The 15,998-nt window shown below is 63.4% G+C and carries 11 protein-coding genes and 4 tRNA genes; 9 read left to right on the plus strand and 6 right to left on the minus strand.

The genetic code is table 11. The features are described 5' to 3' along the window. Nucleotides 1-170 precede the first annotated feature (170 nt). On the plus strand, nucleotides 171-815 hold the full coding sequence (gene rnt / locus ACVOMB_RS08855) for a ribonuclease T (RefSeq protein WP_481530829.1): 645 nt from the start codon (nucleotides 171-173) through the stop codon (nucleotides 813-815). A gap of 12 nt (nucleotides 816-827) precedes the next feature. Here rnt and ACVOMB_RS08860 read toward each other — a convergent pair whose 3' ends face one another. From ACVOMB_RS08860 to ACVOMB_RS08870, 3 genes are all read right to left on the minus strand, one after another. Continuing rightward, nucleotides 828-1,688, minus strand: coding sequence for a GGDEF domain-containing protein (locus ACVOMB_RS08860; RefSeq protein ID WP_481530830.1), 861 nt, complete (start codon nucleotides 1,686-1,688; stop codon nucleotides 828-830). 343 nt (nucleotides 1,689-2,031) lie between these two features. After that, nucleotides 2,032-3,432 carry an ATP-binding protein gene (locus ACVOMB_RS08865; protein WP_481530831.1) on the minus strand — a complete coding sequence of 467 codons (1,401 nt, stop codon included), beginning with the start codon at nucleotides 3,430-3,432 and terminating at the stop codon, nucleotides 2,032-2,034. Further along, a complete protein-coding gene (locus tag ACVOMB_RS08870; RefSeq protein WP_481530832.1) occupies nucleotides 3,429-4,154 on the minus strand; it encodes a response regulator in 726 nt (241 codons plus the stop codon). The genes ACVOMB_RS08865 and ACVOMB_RS08870 overlap by 4 nt, the downstream gene beginning before the upstream one ends. A 198-nt stretch (nucleotides 4,155-4,352) precedes the next feature. On the opposite strand from ACVOMB_RS08870, the gene ACVOMB_RS08875 reads away from it, so the two are divergent. From ACVOMB_RS08875 to ACVOMB_RS08885, 3 genes are read left to right on the plus strand one after another with little or no spacing between them, the layout of a single operon-like run. Further along, on the plus strand, nucleotides 4,353-5,702 hold the full coding sequence (locus ACVOMB_RS08875) for an efflux RND transporter periplasmic adaptor subunit (protein WP_481530888.1): 1,350 nt from the start codon (nucleotides 4,353-4,355) through the stop codon (nucleotides 5,700-5,702). After that, entirely contained in the window at nucleotides 5,699-7,651 is a 1,953-nt protein-coding gene (locus ACVOMB_RS08880; RefSeq protein WP_481530833.1) for a MacB family efflux pump subunit, read from the plus strand. Before ACVOMB_RS08875 ends, ACVOMB_RS08880 begins: the two co-directional genes overlap by 4 nt. A gap of 8 nt (nucleotides 7,652-7,659) precedes the next feature. Continuing rightward, nucleotides 7,660-9,084, plus strand: coding sequence for an efflux transporter outer membrane subunit (locus ACVOMB_RS08885; protein ID WP_481530834.1), 1,425 nt, complete (start codon nucleotides 7,660-7,662; stop codon nucleotides 9,082-9,084). Nucleotides 9,085-9,436: 352 nt separating this feature from the next. Here the strand turns inward: ACVOMB_RS08885 and ACVOMB_RS08890 are convergent, their stop codons facing one another. Continuing rightward, nucleotides 9,437-10,627 carry a DmpA family aminopeptidase gene (locus ACVOMB_RS08890; protein ID WP_481530835.1) on the minus strand — a complete coding sequence of 397 codons (1,191 nt, stop codon included), beginning with the start codon at nucleotides 10,625-10,627 and terminating at the stop codon, nucleotides 9,437-9,439. An 8-nt stretch (nucleotides 10,628-10,635) separates the two neighbouring features. Further along, nucleotides 10,636-11,379 carry a 23S rRNA (guanosine(2251)-2'-O)-methyltransferase RlmB gene (gene rlmB / locus ACVOMB_RS08895; protein ID WP_346499637.1) on the minus strand — a complete coding sequence of 248 codons (744 nt, stop codon included), beginning with the start codon at nucleotides 11,377-11,379 and terminating at the stop codon, nucleotides 10,636-10,638. Between the two features lie 252 nt (nucleotides 11,380-11,631). On the opposite strand from rlmB, the gene ACVOMB_RS08900 reads away from it, so the two are divergent. Then, on the plus strand, nucleotides 11,632-12,114 hold the full coding sequence (locus tag ACVOMB_RS08900) for an RcnB family protein (RefSeq protein WP_481530836.1): 483 nt from the start codon (nucleotides 11,632-11,634) through the stop codon (nucleotides 12,112-12,114). Between the two features lie 91 nt (nucleotides 12,115-12,205). On the opposite strand, the gene rnr is transcribed toward ACVOMB_RS08900, so the two are convergent. After that, nucleotides 12,206-14,743: a ribonuclease R gene (rnr, locus tag ACVOMB_RS08905; RefSeq protein ID WP_481530837.1), complete on the minus strand. Its 2,538-nt coding sequence runs from the start codon at nucleotides 14,741-14,743 to the stop codon at nucleotides 12,206-12,208. A 115-nt stretch (nucleotides 14,744-14,858) separates the two neighbouring features. Between rnr and ACVOMB_RS08910 the strand changes: the two genes are divergently transcribed. The 4 genes from ACVOMB_RS08910 (at nucleotide 14,859) to ACVOMB_RS08925 (ending at nucleotide 15,842) form a co-directional block, all read left to right on the plus strand. After that, nucleotides 14,859-14,945, plus strand: a tRNA-Leu gene (locus tag ACVOMB_RS08910). A 130-nt stretch (nucleotides 14,946-15,075) separates the two neighbouring features. Continuing rightward, nucleotides 15,076-15,162: transfer RNA gene (locus tag ACVOMB_RS08915), tRNA-Leu, on the plus strand. A 253-nt stretch (nucleotides 15,163-15,415) separates the two neighbouring features. Next, nucleotides 15,416-15,502, plus strand: a tRNA-Leu gene (locus ACVOMB_RS08920). A 253-nt stretch (nucleotides 15,503-15,755) separates the two neighbouring features. Next, nucleotides 15,756-15,842 (plus strand) — tRNA-Leu (locus ACVOMB_RS08925). Nucleotides 15,843-15,998: the final 156 nt, after the last annotated feature.

The following is a 15,998-nucleotide window of genomic DNA, read 5'->3' on the forward strand; positions in this document are numbered from 1 at the left end:
TGGGGGATGGGTTGGGCTTTTTGGTTTATCGGGTTCATGGCCTTGTGCCGCGGCGATTTTGGGGGATTTGGCACTCCGTTAAACCCCCATTGCGTCTTTTGGCTCGGCACTACATCGGTAAAGCCCCCTTGCTGACACGGCCACTTGACCTGCTCTGCTACCCTATTGCGATGAACGAATTTGCTGAACCCTCGGTCCCCCGCCCTGCTTTCACGCCGATGGCGCAACGCTTCCGTGGCTTCCTGCCGGTTGTGGTGGACGTGGAAACGGGCGGCTTTGACTGTAATCGCCATGCCCTGCTCGAGATTGCTGCCGTGCCGGTGGAGATGGACGAGAACGGTCAGCTCTACCCGGGCCAGACCGCCAGTGCACATGTGATCCCGGCCGAAGGCACCGAAATCGACCCCAAGTCGCTGGAAATCACCGGCATTGTGCTCGACCATCCGTTCCGCCTGGCCAAGCCTGAGCGCGACGCGCTGGAACATGTGTTCGCGCCGATCCGCGCGGCAATGAAGAAGTACAACTGCCAGCGCGCGATCCTGGTCGGCCATAACGCCCATTTCGACCTGAACTTCGTCAACGCTACCGTTGCCCGCAGCGGCCACAAGCGCAACCCCTTCCATCCCTTCAGCGTATTCGACACAGTGACGCTGGCAGGCGTGGCCTATGGGCAGACCGTACTTGCCCGCTCAGTGCAGGCGGCTGGCTTTGAATGGGACGCCAGTGAAGCGCATAGCGCGGTGTACGACACCGAGCAGACTGCGCGCCTGTTCTGCAAAATCGTCAACGCCTGGCCGACCGCGCCCGGCCACTGATCCGCACCACTTTCAGGCCGCGCAGGTCCGCGCGCGGCCTTCTTTCTTGGCCTGCGCCAGCGCGTTCTTTGCGCGCTGGTAGAACAGCACCGGCGCCTGGTCGTCTTCACCCAGCTGCACTACGCCGGCACTGAAACTCACCTTGATGTCGCCGGCCTCGTGCCCGCCCCATTCGACATACTGTCCGAACAGGCGTTGCAGCCTTTGACAGGCGATCTCGGCCTCCGGCAGCGCCGTGTCGCTCAACAACACCGCAAACTCCTTGTTGCCCAGCCGTGCCGGCATATCGGAAGCACGCAGGCTGCGCCGCATCAGATCACCTACTTCACACAACACCAGATCGCCAACCGCACGCGACCACTCGGCATTGATCTGCTTGAGGTGATCGATGCTCAGCACCACCAGGCTCAGCGAGCGACCGGTGCGCCGTGCTGCTGCCATATCGCGTGCAAGCACGTCGTCAAACGCACGACGGTTTGGCAGCCCACTGAGATCATCTTCATTGGCCAGCCGTTCGAATGCTTCGGCCTGCTCGCGCAGCCGGTGTTCAAGCTGCGCTTTTTCCAGCAAGGCCGCTTCCAGACGGGCGTTCTGTTGGTGCAGCTGATCTGATCGAGCGTGTTCCTGTGCCGCCAACTGCTGGGCGTGCCCCCGTTGTTGCTTGAGCTGTAGTGCCAACCACAGCACGGCTGCGGTCAACAACAGGCATACGCCGGCAAGCAGGCCAGGAAGCGACAGTACTGCCAGCGATTGCGAGGAACGATCCATTCCGCCCTGCGCCCAGGCAGGTACCGCAGCAACTCCAGCCAGCACGATCAGTGCTGACAGACTTCGATCTGCAAAGACCTTGGCCCTGCCCCAGATCGCGCGCATCCCCACGCTCGATCGGCTTACCGGATTATTCTCTGCTGCCATCGTTCTTGCCCCAAGCTGGTGTTGGGATACTAGCAAACAGGGACCTTGTTGTAGGGTTGTGTGAGGGTTGGCTGCAGGGATTTTCGCCGGAGTGTGATTGGCGGTGTGAAGGCCTGCAGAGGTCAAGACGCAGGAGCCGCCCCCGCTGTTGTGGGAGCGGCGTCAGCCGCGAAGCTGGTTATCTGCCAGATTCCGGTAATGGCTCCATGCGCTCGACATTCCAATGATGGTTTGCCTTCGCTTGTGCCGGATGCATCTGTGACTTCGCGGCTGACGCCGCTCCCACAAAAGTCCACCGTTGCTAGCCGTTTGTTGGCCACTGCGGTGCATCCCAACGCACGATGGCTTCCAAGCCGCCTTCTGCATGATTGCGCAGGGTAAGAGTGGCACCGTCCTTTTCGGCCAGCGCTCGGGCGATGGTCAGGCCAAGGCCGGCACCACCGGTCTCGCGTGAGCGCGAGGTCTCCAAGCGCAGGAACGGGGTGAATACCGCTTCCAGCTCATCCTCGGCAAGGCCCGGTCCGTTGTCACGCACGATTACCTCCACCGCATCACCATCGTGGCGTGCGCTGACATGCGCGGCGCGGCCGTACTTCACCGCGTTGTCGACCAGGTTGGAGAACAAGCGCCGCATCGCCAGCGGGCGCAGCATCAGCACCGTCCCACTGTCCTGCTCCAGCACTGCGTCATGACCGGATTCGGCGGCGTCCTCGACCACGCTTTCCAGCAGCGAGTCCAGATCCAGCGCAGCACGTTGCTCGGCGCTCTCGGCGCTACGAGCCAGTTCCAGTCCTTCACGAATCAAGGCCTGCATCGCGGCGAGGTCGCCGACCAGACGCTCGCGCAACTGCTCGTCCTGCACGTTTTCCAGCCGCAGTCGCAACCGCGTCGATGGCGTCTGCAGGTCATGGGTGATTGCCGCCAACATCTGCGTACGCTCACTCAAGTGCCGCTGCAGACGCTTCTGCATCGCATTGAAGGCTTCGGCAGCACGTTGCACTTCCAACGGTCCGCTGACCGGCAATGGTTCACGCTGCAGGTCGTGACCGAGCTCGGTGGCGTGGTTTGCCAAACGCTGCAGGGGCGAGCTGGCGATGCGCGCAACCACATACGCCAGCAGACCGATCGCCAATGCCAACAACGACAGGAACCACGGATCAAACGCCGACCCGCTGTGCCTTGCCACTGCCGGGTATTCCAGCGCCAGACGCAAGGGCGTGCCATCACTGAGCTTCAGTTCCACCAAACGGCAACGTGGCGGGGTGAACGCGGTATCGCGCTCACGCGTGTGCGTGGACCGCTGACCGCGCCCTGGCGGCGGCAGGAATTCCGGCAGCGGCGGCATGCAGGACCGGAAACTGGTCGCGCGCACCTGCGCATTGGCGACCGCACCACCGCGTGCGGCCAGCACCGCCATCAAGGCCTCATCTACATCGCCAACGCGGAAATCGCCCTTCACCTCGCGCACATTGGGTCCACCCACGGCCAACAAACGGCTGCGCAGCTCCGGGTTGCCGTCCAGCAGATTGACGAAGCCCTGCAGGCGGTCGGCGATACGGGCAAGGTTCTGCCGCTCGAACTCCTGCTGGCGACGGCTCTCGGCCAGCAGCGTCGCGCCTATCGCTGCCACCATCATGCCAACCAGCAGGATGACGAACAGCCGCCCGGCCATTGACGACAAGAACAAGCGCAAGCGCTTCATTCCAGCGTCACCGCGCTGGCGAATACATAACCCTCGTTGCGCACGGTCTTGATCAGACCATCGGTACCGCCATCGCCCAGCTTCTGCCGCAGGCGGCTGATCTGTAGATCGATGGCGCGATCCTGCGATTCGTAGTTACGGCCGCTGCTCAGCGACACCAGCTGCTCGCGCGTCAACACCTTGTTGGCATGCGCCACCAGCACCCGCAGCAGACGGAACTCGGCCCCCGAGAGCATCACCACGCGCTTGGCCGGATCAATCAGGTGACGTTGTTCCAGATCGAATATCCAGCCGGAGAACACCGCCCGGCGCATCGCCAACGGCTCCATGTTGGTCGGCAAGGCCTCGGTCCGGCGCAGCACGTTGCGGATGCGCGCCAACAGCTCGCGTGGCTCGAATGGCTTGGCCAGATAATCATCAGCGCCCATTTCCAATCCCAGCACGCGATCGATCGGCTCGCTGCGCGCGGTCAGCATGATCACCGGCGTGGTCGAACGCACGCGCAGCTCGCGGCATAGCGCCAGGCCGTCTTCGCGCGGCAGGTTCAAGTCCAGCACGATCAGGTCGATGTGCTCGCGCGCCAGCACCTGGCGCATCTCGTTGCCATCGGCCGCCGTGCTCACGGCATAGCCCGCCCGGCCCAATTGCTCGGCCAGCAGGCTGCGGATGTCACTGTCGTCGTCTACCACCAACAAGCGGTGCAAGGTCTGTATGTCCGTCATGGGGCAATGATCCATGCTAGCGGATCGTCGTGCGCGCCCGCATACGTATCAGCGTGTATCAACACCTGCACTTGATACACGCCGATACATGGCTGGCTGAACCTGATACACGCCGACACATACTGTGCCTTGAGGCTGAACAGGGCGCTGACCACACTGGCTTCAACGCCGCACGCTGCGGCCCAGCCTGAGTGCCTGATCACCGTGAAGCTGCTGCCCTCCTCCCGCCGCAACCGCATCCTGCTTGCCGCTGCCATCGTCGCCCTGATCGCCGGCGGCGTGTTCTGGGCCACGCGCAAGCCCGCTGCCCCTTCGATGGCCACCTCGCCGGTCAGCCGTGGCGACCTGGAACAGACCGTCGATGCCACCGGCGTGATCGATGCCTACAAGCTGGTCAGCGTCGGCGCGCAGGCCTCCGGCCAGATCAAGGTGCTGAAGGTGCAACTGGGCGATGTGGTCAAGCAAGGCGACCTGATCGCCGAGATCGACTCGGTCACCCAGGAGAACAGCCTGAAGAACGCCGAAGCGGCACTGGAAAACATCCGTGCCCAGCGTGCAGTACAGACCGCGTCGCTGAAGGAATCGGAGCTGGCCTTTGCCCGCCAGAAGGAAATGCTGGCCGCCGAAGCCACCTCGCGCGCCGACTACGAGTCGGCCGAAGCCAATCTGGCCAGCACACGTGCACAGATCCGCGCACTCGATGCACAGATCCGTCAGCGCGAAACCGAGCTCGGCACCGCCCAGGCCAACCTCGGTTATACCCGCATCACCGCGCCCATCGATGGCACCGTGGTCGCGGTGGTCGCAGAAGAAGGCCGCACCGTCAACGCCAACCAGTCGGCGCCGACCATCGTCAAACTGGCGCGGCTGGATCTGGTCACGGTGAATGCCGAGATCTCCGAAGCCGACGTGGTCAAGGTCAAACCCGGCATGCCGGTGTACTTCACCATCCTCGGCAACCCTGACCACAAGTACCAGGCCACGCTGCGCACGGTGAACCCGGCACCGGCCTCGATCAGCACCGACAGCACCAGCTCCAGCAGCTCGTCCTCGTCCAGCTCCAGCACCGCCGTGTACTACAACGCACTGTTCGACGTTGAAAACCCGGACGGCACCCTGCGCATCGACATGACCGCGCAGGTCTCGGTGATGTTGGCCCAGGCCAAGGATGCGCTGTTGATTCCCACCGTCGCGCTCGGCCCCAAGGTACCGGAAGGTGGTCGCGGCCCCGGCGCGAGTGCCGCCAATGGTGAGCAGCGCGCCGCCCGCAGCAAGCAGGAAGGTCAGCGCCAGCAACGTCGCCAGCCGGATGCCGCTGCACTGGCCAAGAGCAACAGCTACGTGGTGCGGGTGGTCAACAAGGACGGTCAACCGGAGCCGCGCACGATCAAGGTCGGCCTCAACAACGGCTCCAATGTCGAAGTACTGGAAGGCTTGACCGAGGGCGAGCTGGTCGTGGTCGGCGAAGTGACCGACGCCGACAAGGCCGGCGCGCGCAGCAACCAGCGCAGCCCGATGGCGCCGATGATGGGCGGTCCGCGCCGATGAGCCAACCACTACTGCAACTACGCGATCTGCGTCGCGAGTTCCCAGCCGGCGAGGAAACGATCGCCGTGCTCAAGGACGTCAATCTCGACATCCATGCCGGCGAGATGGTCGCCATTGTTGGCCAGTCCGGTTCGGGCAAGTCGACGCTGATGAACATCCTTGGCTGCCTGGACCGCCCCACCGTGGGTTCCTACAAAGTGGCCGGGCGCGAAACCGGGCGCATGCAACCCGATGAGCTGGCCGAACTGCGGCGCGAACATTTCGGTTTCATCTTCCAGCGCTATCACCTGCTGGGTGACCTCGACGCGCGTGGCAATGTGGAGGTGCCGGCGATCTATGCGGGTACGCCGCACGATGCGCGCCGTGAGCGTGCCGAAGCCTTGCTGGCGCGCTTGGGTTTGAGCGACCGCATGGGTCACAAGCCGGGCCAGCTTTCCGGCGGCCAGCAGCAGCGTGTCTCCATCGCGCGTGCGCTGATGAACGGTGGCGAGGTGATCCTGGCCGACGAGCCTACCGGCGCGCTGGACAGCGCTTCGGGCGAAGAAGTGATGAACATCCTCGGCGAACTGCATGCCGAAGGCCAGACCATCATCATCGTCACCCACGACATGCATGTGGCCGAACACGCCCAGCGCATCATCGAGATCCACGATGGCGTGATCGTCGCCGACCGCCGCAACGACAAGGTGCCGGCACTGCAGAAACAGCAACGCCCTGCCCCGGTGCGCACCGGCGGCAGTGCTTTCCAGGCCGCACGTGATCGCTTCATCGAAGCCTTCCGCATGGCCTTGCTGGCAATGAACGCGCACCGCCTGCGCACCTTCCTGACCATGCTCGGCATCATCATTGGCATCGCCTCGGTGGTTTCGGTGGTGGCGATGGGCAATGGCTCGCAGCAGCAGATTCTGCAGAACATCTCTTCGTTGGGCACCAATACCATCGACGTGTATCCGGGTCGTGGCTTCGGTGACATGCGCTCCGGTCGCGTGCAGACCCTGAAAAGCAGCGATGCCGAGGCACTGGCCACGCAGAGCTATATCGACAGCGTCACCCCCAGCGTATCCAGCTCGGTGACCGCGCGAGTCGGCAACAAGGCTGCCTCGGCGCAGGTTGCAGGTATTGGCGATCAGTACTTCCGGGTCAAGGGCATGACCTTGGTCAGCGGTCGCTACTTCGATGAAAGTGAAGTAAAAGGCTTGGCCCAGGTGGTGGTGATCGACGAGAACACCCGCAGCCAGCTGTTCGGCAGTGATGATCCGCTCGGCAAGGTGGTGCTGTTGGGCAATGTGCCGGCGCGGGTGATCGGTGTGGCCAAGCGCCAGTCGATGGGCTTTGGTGGCAGCACCAATCTCAGCGTCTGGGTGCCCTACACCACGGTGATGGCGCGCATGCTGGGGCAGACCTACCTGAGCAGCATCACCTTGCGGGTCAAGGACGACACGCCGATGGATGCGGCGCAATCAGCCATCACCAAACTGCTGACCTTGCGCCACGGCACCGAGGATTTCTTCCTAAGCAACACTGCCGAGATCCGCGAGACCATCGAGTCCACCACCAAGACCATGACCTTGCTGATCGGCGCGATCGCCGCGATTGCCTTGGTGGTTGGCGGCATCGGCGTGATGAACATCATGCTGGTATCGGTGACCGAGCGTACCCGCGAGATCGGCGTGCGCATGGCAGTGGGGGCGCGGCAAAGCGACATCCGCCAACAGTTCCTGATCGAAGCGGTACTGGTCTGCCTGCTTGGCGGCGTGCTCGGCATCGCGTTGGCGCTATCCATCGGCTGGGCCTTCCAGACCTTCGGTGCCAGCTTCACCCTGCTGTTCTCCACCGGCTCGATCGTTGCCGCCTTCGCCTGCTCGACCCTGATCGGCGTGGCGTTCGGCTTCCTGCCGGCCCGCAATGCCGCTCAGCTCGACCCGGTCGAGGCCTTGGCCCGCGAATGAAGATGACCATGAAATCACTGCGTCCCGTACTGCTCTCCGCCGCCTTGACTGCTGCACTGGTCGGCTGCGCCACCACACCCAGCGCCGATCCTGCCGCCGACCTGCGCGTGCCCAACGTCTACGGACGTGGCGATGCCGCTGCCAATGCACCGGTGCAAGGCGTCGCGCATGAAGTGACCGCACCGGTTACCGATGTACATGCCGATGCCTGGTGGCAGGGCTTCGCCGATCCGAACCTGGACCAGCTGATCGAGCGCGTGCTGGCCAGCAATACCGACATGACCTCGGCTGGCTTGAAGCTCGAACGCGCCCGCGCCCAAGCCGGACTGGCCAGCGCCGACCTGTGGCCGCAGGCAAACGGCTCGGTCAGCGCCAGTGGCAGCCGCAGCATCGACAGCAGCGATGACTGGTCACGCAACAACAGCGCAAGCGTATCGCTGGGCTGGGAGCTGGACCTGTGGGGCAAGCTGCGTGGTCAGCGCGATATCGCCCGATGGGAAGCGCAGGCCACCGCGCAGGATCTGCAGAGCACGGCGCTGAGCCTAGTCGGTCAAAGCACCGAGTTGTACTGGCAGTTGGGTTACCTCAACCAAGCCATCGCTACCGGCCAGGCCAATCTTGAGCGCCTGCAGCGCACTGCATCGCTGGTGCAGACCCAGTTCGATGCCGGCGGTGTATCGCGGCTGGAAGTGCGTCAGGCGCAGCAGAACATCGAAAGCCAGAAGGCTGCGCAATCACAGTTGGAACAGCAGCGGGTGGAAACCCGCAATGCACTGACGGTGCTGCTCGATGGCCAACCGTGGCCGCTGGAGAACGAACCGCAGAACCTGGATGTCGCGCAGAGCCCGTCCTTGGTCGAAGGCATGCCAGCCGAGTTGCTGGCACGCCGACCGGACCTGCGCGCTGCCGAGCTGCGCCTGCGGCAGTCGTTGAAGAGCATCAAGGTGACGGCTACCAGCTATTACCCCAGCTTGAGCTTGAGTGGCTCGGCAGGCAGTTCTGCCACTTCGCTGGGTGATGTGCTGACCAATCCGGTGGCGACCTTGGGCGCGGGCTTGAGCCTGCCGTTTTTGAAGTTCCGGCAGATGCAACTGGATATCAAGTCAGCGGATCTTTCCTACCAGATCGCCGCCAATGATTTCCGCCGCACGCTGTATACCGCACTGTCGGAAGCGGATAACGCCTTGTCCGCGCGCATGCGCCTGGCTGAGCAGGTGGCTGCGGCGCAGGCTTCGCATGACGAGGCGGTGGAGATCGCGCGTTTGTATGAGGTGCGTTATCGCGCTGGTGCTACGGATCTGCGTACATGGCTGGAAGCGGAGCAGACCCGTCGCAATGCAGAGCTGTCGCTGGCGCAGACCAAGCGCAGCCAGCTGGTGAACGATGTGACGCTTTACAAGGCGTTGGGTGGTGGGGCCCAACAGCCGCAGTGAAGCTGCTCAAGCCCCTCTCCCGTTTGTGGGGCGAAAAGAGGCGCTTGCGAACCATTGGTTCGCGACTCTTGGAGCGCCCTCGCGGCGACGCGAGGGCCGGGGCGCGGAGCGGGGGTTGGGGTGAGGGGAAGCTCCTGGCAAGAAAAAGCAGAGCAACGCGCACTTCCGCCTTTCGCACTCCCCCGCCTTCGCAGGGCAGGTTCTTGAGACACCTTTTCCCGCATGCGGGAAAAGAAACAGCCTCAAGCAAAGTCAAAAGCTCCCCTCATCCGGTGCTTCGCACCACCTTCTCCCGCTCGCGGGAGAAGGGACTTCGTCCAGCTTTGCCGCAATCTGCAACGCCCCGCGTTACCTAACGCTCCGGCGGCGCAACCCCATGCCGCTGCAGAACCTCCCGCACCTTGTCCAGCGGAATCGCCTCAACCGTCTGCCCGTTGCCACTGACCGTGGTCGCCATGAACAAGGCGTTGTAGACCGACTCCTCCACCGCATCCACGCTGGCCTGGAACACCGCGCTCATCTGCTCGTTTGCCAGCTCGGTAGTGTGCAACTGCGCCGCATCAAACCCACGCCGCACCGATTCGGCCGTCGAAAACGCCAGCACATAGTCGCCGCTGCCGTTGGATGCCGAACTACCAGTACGCCCCAAACCCATCATCCCGCGCGAGGCCAAGCGCCGCAGGTTGCGATCCGACAACGGCGCATCGGTCGCTACCACGATGATCACCGAACCATCGCCGCGATCATCGGCAAGCCCACGTACATTGCCCTGCGCAGCTACTGCATTCTGGAACGCATAACGGTCCAGCTCGCGCCCAACCGGCGCACCTTCCACCTGCAACACGCCGCCGAAGTTGGCCTGCACCAGCACGCCCACGGTCCAGCCGCCCAGGCTCTCCGGCAGCTTGCGCGATGACGTACCAATGCCGCCCTTCCAGCCGAATGCCACCGTACCGGTGCCCGCACCAACGCTGCCTTCCTGCACCGGCCCACTCTTGGCACTTTCCAATGCCCGACGCACCGCATCAGCGGTGACCGGCCGGGCGCGGATGTCATTGAGACCGCCATCGTTGGTCTCACCTACAACGACATTGAGCGAACGCACCTGCTTCATGTCCGGCTGCGCCAGCATCCACTCGGCCATCGCATCGGCCGCCTTCCACACGCATAGCGTGCAGGTCAGCAGGATCGGGGTTTCCAGTTCGCCCAATTCATTGACCTGGGTACTGCCGACAAATTTGCCGAAGCCGTTGCCCACATGCAGCGCCGCCGGCACCCGCGAACGGTAGGTATTGCCAGGATGCGGCAGGATCGCGGTAACGCCGGTGCGCACCGTGTTGCCGGTACTCAGCGTCACCTGGCCAACGCGGACGCCGGCCACGTCGGTAATCGCGTTGTTGCTGCCGGGGCTGAAGATGCCGGGCGCGACGCCCAGCTCACGCGCGCGTACGCGAGGTGCGTCCTGGGCGGCGGCGCCCAGGACGCAAAGCCCCGCCAGCGCCACAGTCAATCGGAGGAAAAGACGATGCGGCGTGCGGGGCATGGTGTTCCTTACAGGCGTTGGCGGACAGCCTCGAACAATGCCACACCCGTCGCCACGGATACATTGAGGCTCTCAATGTCGCCCGGCATCGGGATGCGCACCAGCTGGTCGCAGGTTTCGCGGGTCAGGCGGCGCATGCCGTCGGCTTCGCCGCCCATCACCAGCGCCACGTTGCCGCGCAGGTCGAGCTTGTGGATGGTGGTGTCCGACTCACCGGCCAGGCCGTACACCCATACGCCCAGCTTCTGCATGTCCTTGATGCAACGGACCAGGTTGGTCACCGACACCACCGGAATGCTGTCAGCCGCGCCGGCGCTGACCTTGCGCACGGTCGCATTGACCGGGGCGCTCTTGTCCTTGGGGATGACTACAGCGGTGACGCCAGCGGCAGCCGCGCTGCGCAGGCAGGCGCCAAGGTTGTGCGGGTCCTGCACCTCGTCCAGCACCAGCACCAGTGCCTTGCCTTCGGCCGCTTCGATCAAGCCCTTGAGCTCGTTTTCGTCCCACAGCTTGGGCGCGGCATAGCGCGCGACCACGCCCTGGTGGCGGACCTGGCCGGCCACGCCGCCCAACGCCTGGGCGTTGACCTTGCGTACGTCGATGCCCTTGCGCAGGGCTTCTTCCTCGATTTCAACGAGGCGGGGGTTCTTGGCGCCGGCCTCGATCAGGACCTCGCGGACGTTTTCCGGGTCCTTTTCAATTGACGAAGCCACGGCGTTGACGCCGACGATCCATTGGTTCTGCTTGCTCATTGCAACCGGCGTGCGGGATAGAAGACGCGCAATGGTAGTCCATCGGGCCACGCGGCATCAGTAACGCCCGCCGAAAACTGCCGGCACAGGGCCTCGAAACTGAACCCATGCCGACGCCCGTGACCAGATTAATCTTTCTTAATCAGATCCTTGGCAGCCGATAACACTCCCCCGCCTACGCTGAGCTCACTGGAGTTCAACCGACGGACACTCCGCCCGCAACGGCCCACTCCTCCTTCAGGAGAACGGATCATGATCGGCAATCGCACCCCAATCGTACTGGCCTCCGTGCTGCTGCTTGGCAGCTTGGCTGGCGCCGCCAGCGCCGAAGAGCCCCATCGCATGCAGCCCCACCAAGGCCAGTCAATGCAACGGCGGGCGCCGGAAGCCTTCCGCGCACCACGCGCCTACCGTCCGGTTTCGCCACCACAAGGCTGGGACCGCCGCCCACCCAACATCGACCGCGGCCAGTTCAACCACAACTTCCGTGCCCACCGCACCTACAGCATCGGCCCCTACCGGGCACCCCGCGGCTGGGTGGACCGCAGCTGGTACTTCGGCGACATCCTGCCTGCACCGTTCTTTGCGCCGGAATACCGCTTGGCCGACTACTGGCTGTTCGACCTGGAAACGCCACCAATCGGCTTTGAGTGGGTGCGCTATGGCCACGATGCCTTGCTGATCGACCTGGCCAGCGGTCGTGTCGAACAGACCATGTACGGCATCTTTGGCTGAGCGGTCCGTTGATGCTCGCCCTGCTGTTCGGGCATGAACAAAGAAGGCCGACGCAATGCGCCGGCCTTCTCTTCTGTGCAGCAGCGTCGGATCAATACTTCTGCTTGGTGCGTTTGGCTGGCTTGCCGCGTTCGGCCTGCGGTGCAGGTGACGGCGGCTCTACCTTGCCGTCCTTGTCCTCGACCAGGCGGAAATCGATCTTGCGCTCTTCCATGCTGGCCTTGAGTACCAGGATGCGGACCCGGTCGCCGAGACGGAATTCACTGCCACGACGGTCGCCGCTCAGCGTCTTGCGGATCGGGTCGAACTGGTAATAGTCGTGCGGCAACTGGGTCACGTGGACCAGACCATTGACCTTGGACTCGTACAGTTCGACGAACAGGCCGAAGCTGGTCACGCCGCTGATCACGCCATCGAACTGGCTGCCAACGTGCTTTTCCATCCATGCCGCGCGGAAACGCTCATCAACCTCGCGCTCGGCCTCATCGGCACGACGCTCACGCTCGGAGCACTGCAGCGACAAGGCCGCCATTTCGCGCGGGGTATAGGTGTACTTGTCGAGCGGACCGCCAGTCAGCGCGTACTTGATGGCACGGTGCACCAGCAAGTCGGGGTAGCGACGGATCGGCGAGGTGAAGTGCGCATACGCCTCCAACGCCAGACCGAAGTGACCGTTGTTGTCCGGCGAATACACCGCCAGCGACTGGCTGCGCAGCAGCACCGACTCCAGCAGGGCAGCATCCGGGCGTTCGCGTACCTTTTTCAGCAGCTTGGTGTAATCACCCGGCTGCACCTTGCTCCACGGCGGCAGACTCAGCTTGAATTCCTTGAGGAACTCCAGCAGGTCGGCGAACTTGGACTCCGGCGGCCGCTCGTGTACACGGAACGGTGCCGGCACGTGCTTGGACAGCAGGTAACGCGCGGCCTCGACGTTGGCGGCGATCATGCACTCCTCGATCAGCTTGTGGGCGTCGTTACGCACCATCATGCCGGCCTGGGTGACCTCGCCACGGTTGTCCAGCACGAAGCGCACTTCCGAGGATTCAAACTCGATGGCGCCACGGCGCTCACGCGCCTTGGACAGGATACGGTAGAGCTGGTGCAGGTTCTGGATCTGCGGCAGCAACGGGCCAATGAAGGCCTTGGTGTCCGCATCGTCCTCGCCCACCGCCGCCCACACTTGCGTGTAGGTCAGGCGGGCGTGTGAATTCATCACCGCTTCGTAGAACTTCGACTCGCTGACCTGGCCATCGCGCCCGATCTGCATGTCGCAGACGAAGCACATGCGGTCTTCCTTCGGCCGCAGCGAGCAGATGCCGTTGGACAGCGTCTCCGGCAGCATCGGCACCACAAAACCGGGGAAGTACACCGAGGTCGCGCGGCGCTGCGCTTCGTCATCCAGCGGCGTACCAGGACGCACGTAGTTGGAGACGTCGGCAATGGCGACCACCAGACGGAAACCGTCGCGGTTCGGCTCGCAATACACCGCGTCATCGAAGTCCTTGGCGTCCTCACCATCGATGGTGACCAGCGGCATCGAGCGCAGATCCACGCGCTTGCCGATCATCGACGCTTCCACCGTCAGCGGAACGGCCGTAGCTTCGTCCAGCACTTCCGGCGGGAATTCGTACGGCAGCTCATGGCCGTGGATGGCGGTTTCCACCACCAGCGACGGGGTCAGCTTGTCGCCGAGCACGGCAATGATCTTGCCGATCGGCGGGCGGCGCGAATCCGGCGCATGGGTCAGTTCGCAGACCACCAGCTGCCCGTCCTTGGCGCCTCCAGTGAGGTCGCCCGGGATCTGGATGTTGCGCTGGATGCGCTTGTCGTCCGGCACCACATAGCTGATGCCCGCTTCAACGCTGAAATGGCCGATCAGGCGATTGACGCCGCGCTCCAGCACGCGGGCGATGGCGCCCTCGCGGCGGCCACGGCGGTCGATGCCGGTGACGTTGGCCAAGGCACGATCACCGTGCATGACCTTGCGCATCTCGTACGGCGACAGGAACAGGTCATCGCCGCCCTCGTCCGGGCGCAGGAAGCCGAAGCCTTCCGGATTGGCGATGACCACGCCGGGGATCAGACTCAACTGGCTGACCGGCGCGAAACCGCCACGGCGGTTCTGCACCAGCTGGCCGTCACGCACCATCGCGCCGAGGCGCTTGGCCAGTGCATCGGCGCGATCCGGTTCGGTCAGGCCCAAAGCAGCGGCGATTTCCTCGGCGTTCTGCGGGCCTTCGCAGCGATCCAGCAGCTGCAGGATGGCCTCGCGGCTGGCAATCGGCTGCGCGTAACGCTCGGCCTCGCGCGATGCATAGGGATCATCGAAGGCCGCAGCCGGCGGACCCGGCTTGCGACGGCCACGCACGAAACTCTGCGGTGCGGCGTCCTCGGTGAATTTGCGTTTGTCGGGCTTGGCCGCGCCGGAACGGGCCGGGCCAGCCTTGCCTGGCTTGGAGCCGGCGGGCTTGGAGCCGCTGGGCTTCGCAGGTGCGGACAGACTCTCCGGCATCCATGGCGGCAGCTTGGCGGTTTTTGCTTTGGGGGCTTTGCCCGGCGCCTTGCCCGGCTTGCTGCCGGTGGCGGACTTGCGGGCCTTGTCGGCCCCAGTGGTCTTTTTGTTTTTCATCAGCCTGCATGGTACATGGACCTAGGTGTACAGGGCGCACACACGATCACTGCAGATGTTTGTGAAAAAGCGTTGACAAAGACCGCCATCCTCTGCAGAATTCGCGGCCTGAAGTGCCCAGGTGGCGGAATTGGTAGACGCACTAGCTTCAGGTGCTAGCGGGGGCAACTCCGTGGAGGTTCGAGTCCTCTTCTGGGCACCACGTTTCAAGATCAAACCCGCGAAAGCGGGTTTTTTCGTATCCGGGGTTTGGGAATTGCTGCTGGCTTGCCCGCCCTTCACAAAATTGTTGACGGCACCGGAAACGTCCTGCATAATCTCGCTCCTGAGTCGCCCGGGTGGCGGAATTGGTAGACGCACTAGCTTCAGGTGCTAGCGGGGGCAACTCCGTGGAGGTTCGAGTCCTCTCCCGGGCACCACGACTCAAACGAAACAACCCGCGAAAGCGGGTTTTTTTGTGCCCGCAATTTTTGATGTAGTGCCGAGCCATGCTCGGCAGAAGCCTTACCAGCAATCCACCCGTAGTGCCGAGCCATGCTCGGCAGAGGCTCTATCGGTAACGCCATTACCGAGCATGGTTCGGCTCTACAGTTGATTTACAGCGACGTGAAATTTCTTCACGCAAATCGTTGACAGCTTTCTTCACACTCGGCACAATTCGTCTCCTGAGTCGCCCGGGTGGCGGAATTGGTAGACGCACTAGCTTCAGGTGCTAGCGGGGGCAACTCCGTGGAGGTTCGAGTCCTCTCCCGGGCACCACGACTCAAACGAAACAACCCGCGAAAGCGGGTTTTTTTGTGCCCGCAATTTTTGATGTAGTGCCGAGCCATGCTCGGCAGAAGCCTTACCAGCAATCCACCCGTAGTGCCGAGCCATGCTCGGCAGAGGCTCTATCGGTAACGCCATTACCGAGCATGGTTCGGCTCTACAGTTGATTTACAGCGACGTGAAATTTCTTCACGCAAATCGTTGACAGCTTTCTTCACACTCGGCACAATTCGTCTCCTGAGTCGCCCGGGTGGCGGAATTGGTAGACGCACTAGCTTCAGGTGCTAGCGGGGGCAACTCCGTGGAGGTTCGAGTCCTCTCCCGGGCACCACGACTCAAACGAAACAACCCGCGAAAGCGGGTTTTTTTGTGCCTGCAGCTTGTAGTGCCGAGCCATGCTCGGCAGAAGCTTTACCGGCAATCCCAACCGTAGTGCCGAGCCATGCTCGGCAGGGGCTGTACCGGTAAGTCCATTGCCGAGCATGGC

Source organism: Stenotrophomonas sp. STEN018 (assembly GCF_056760235.1).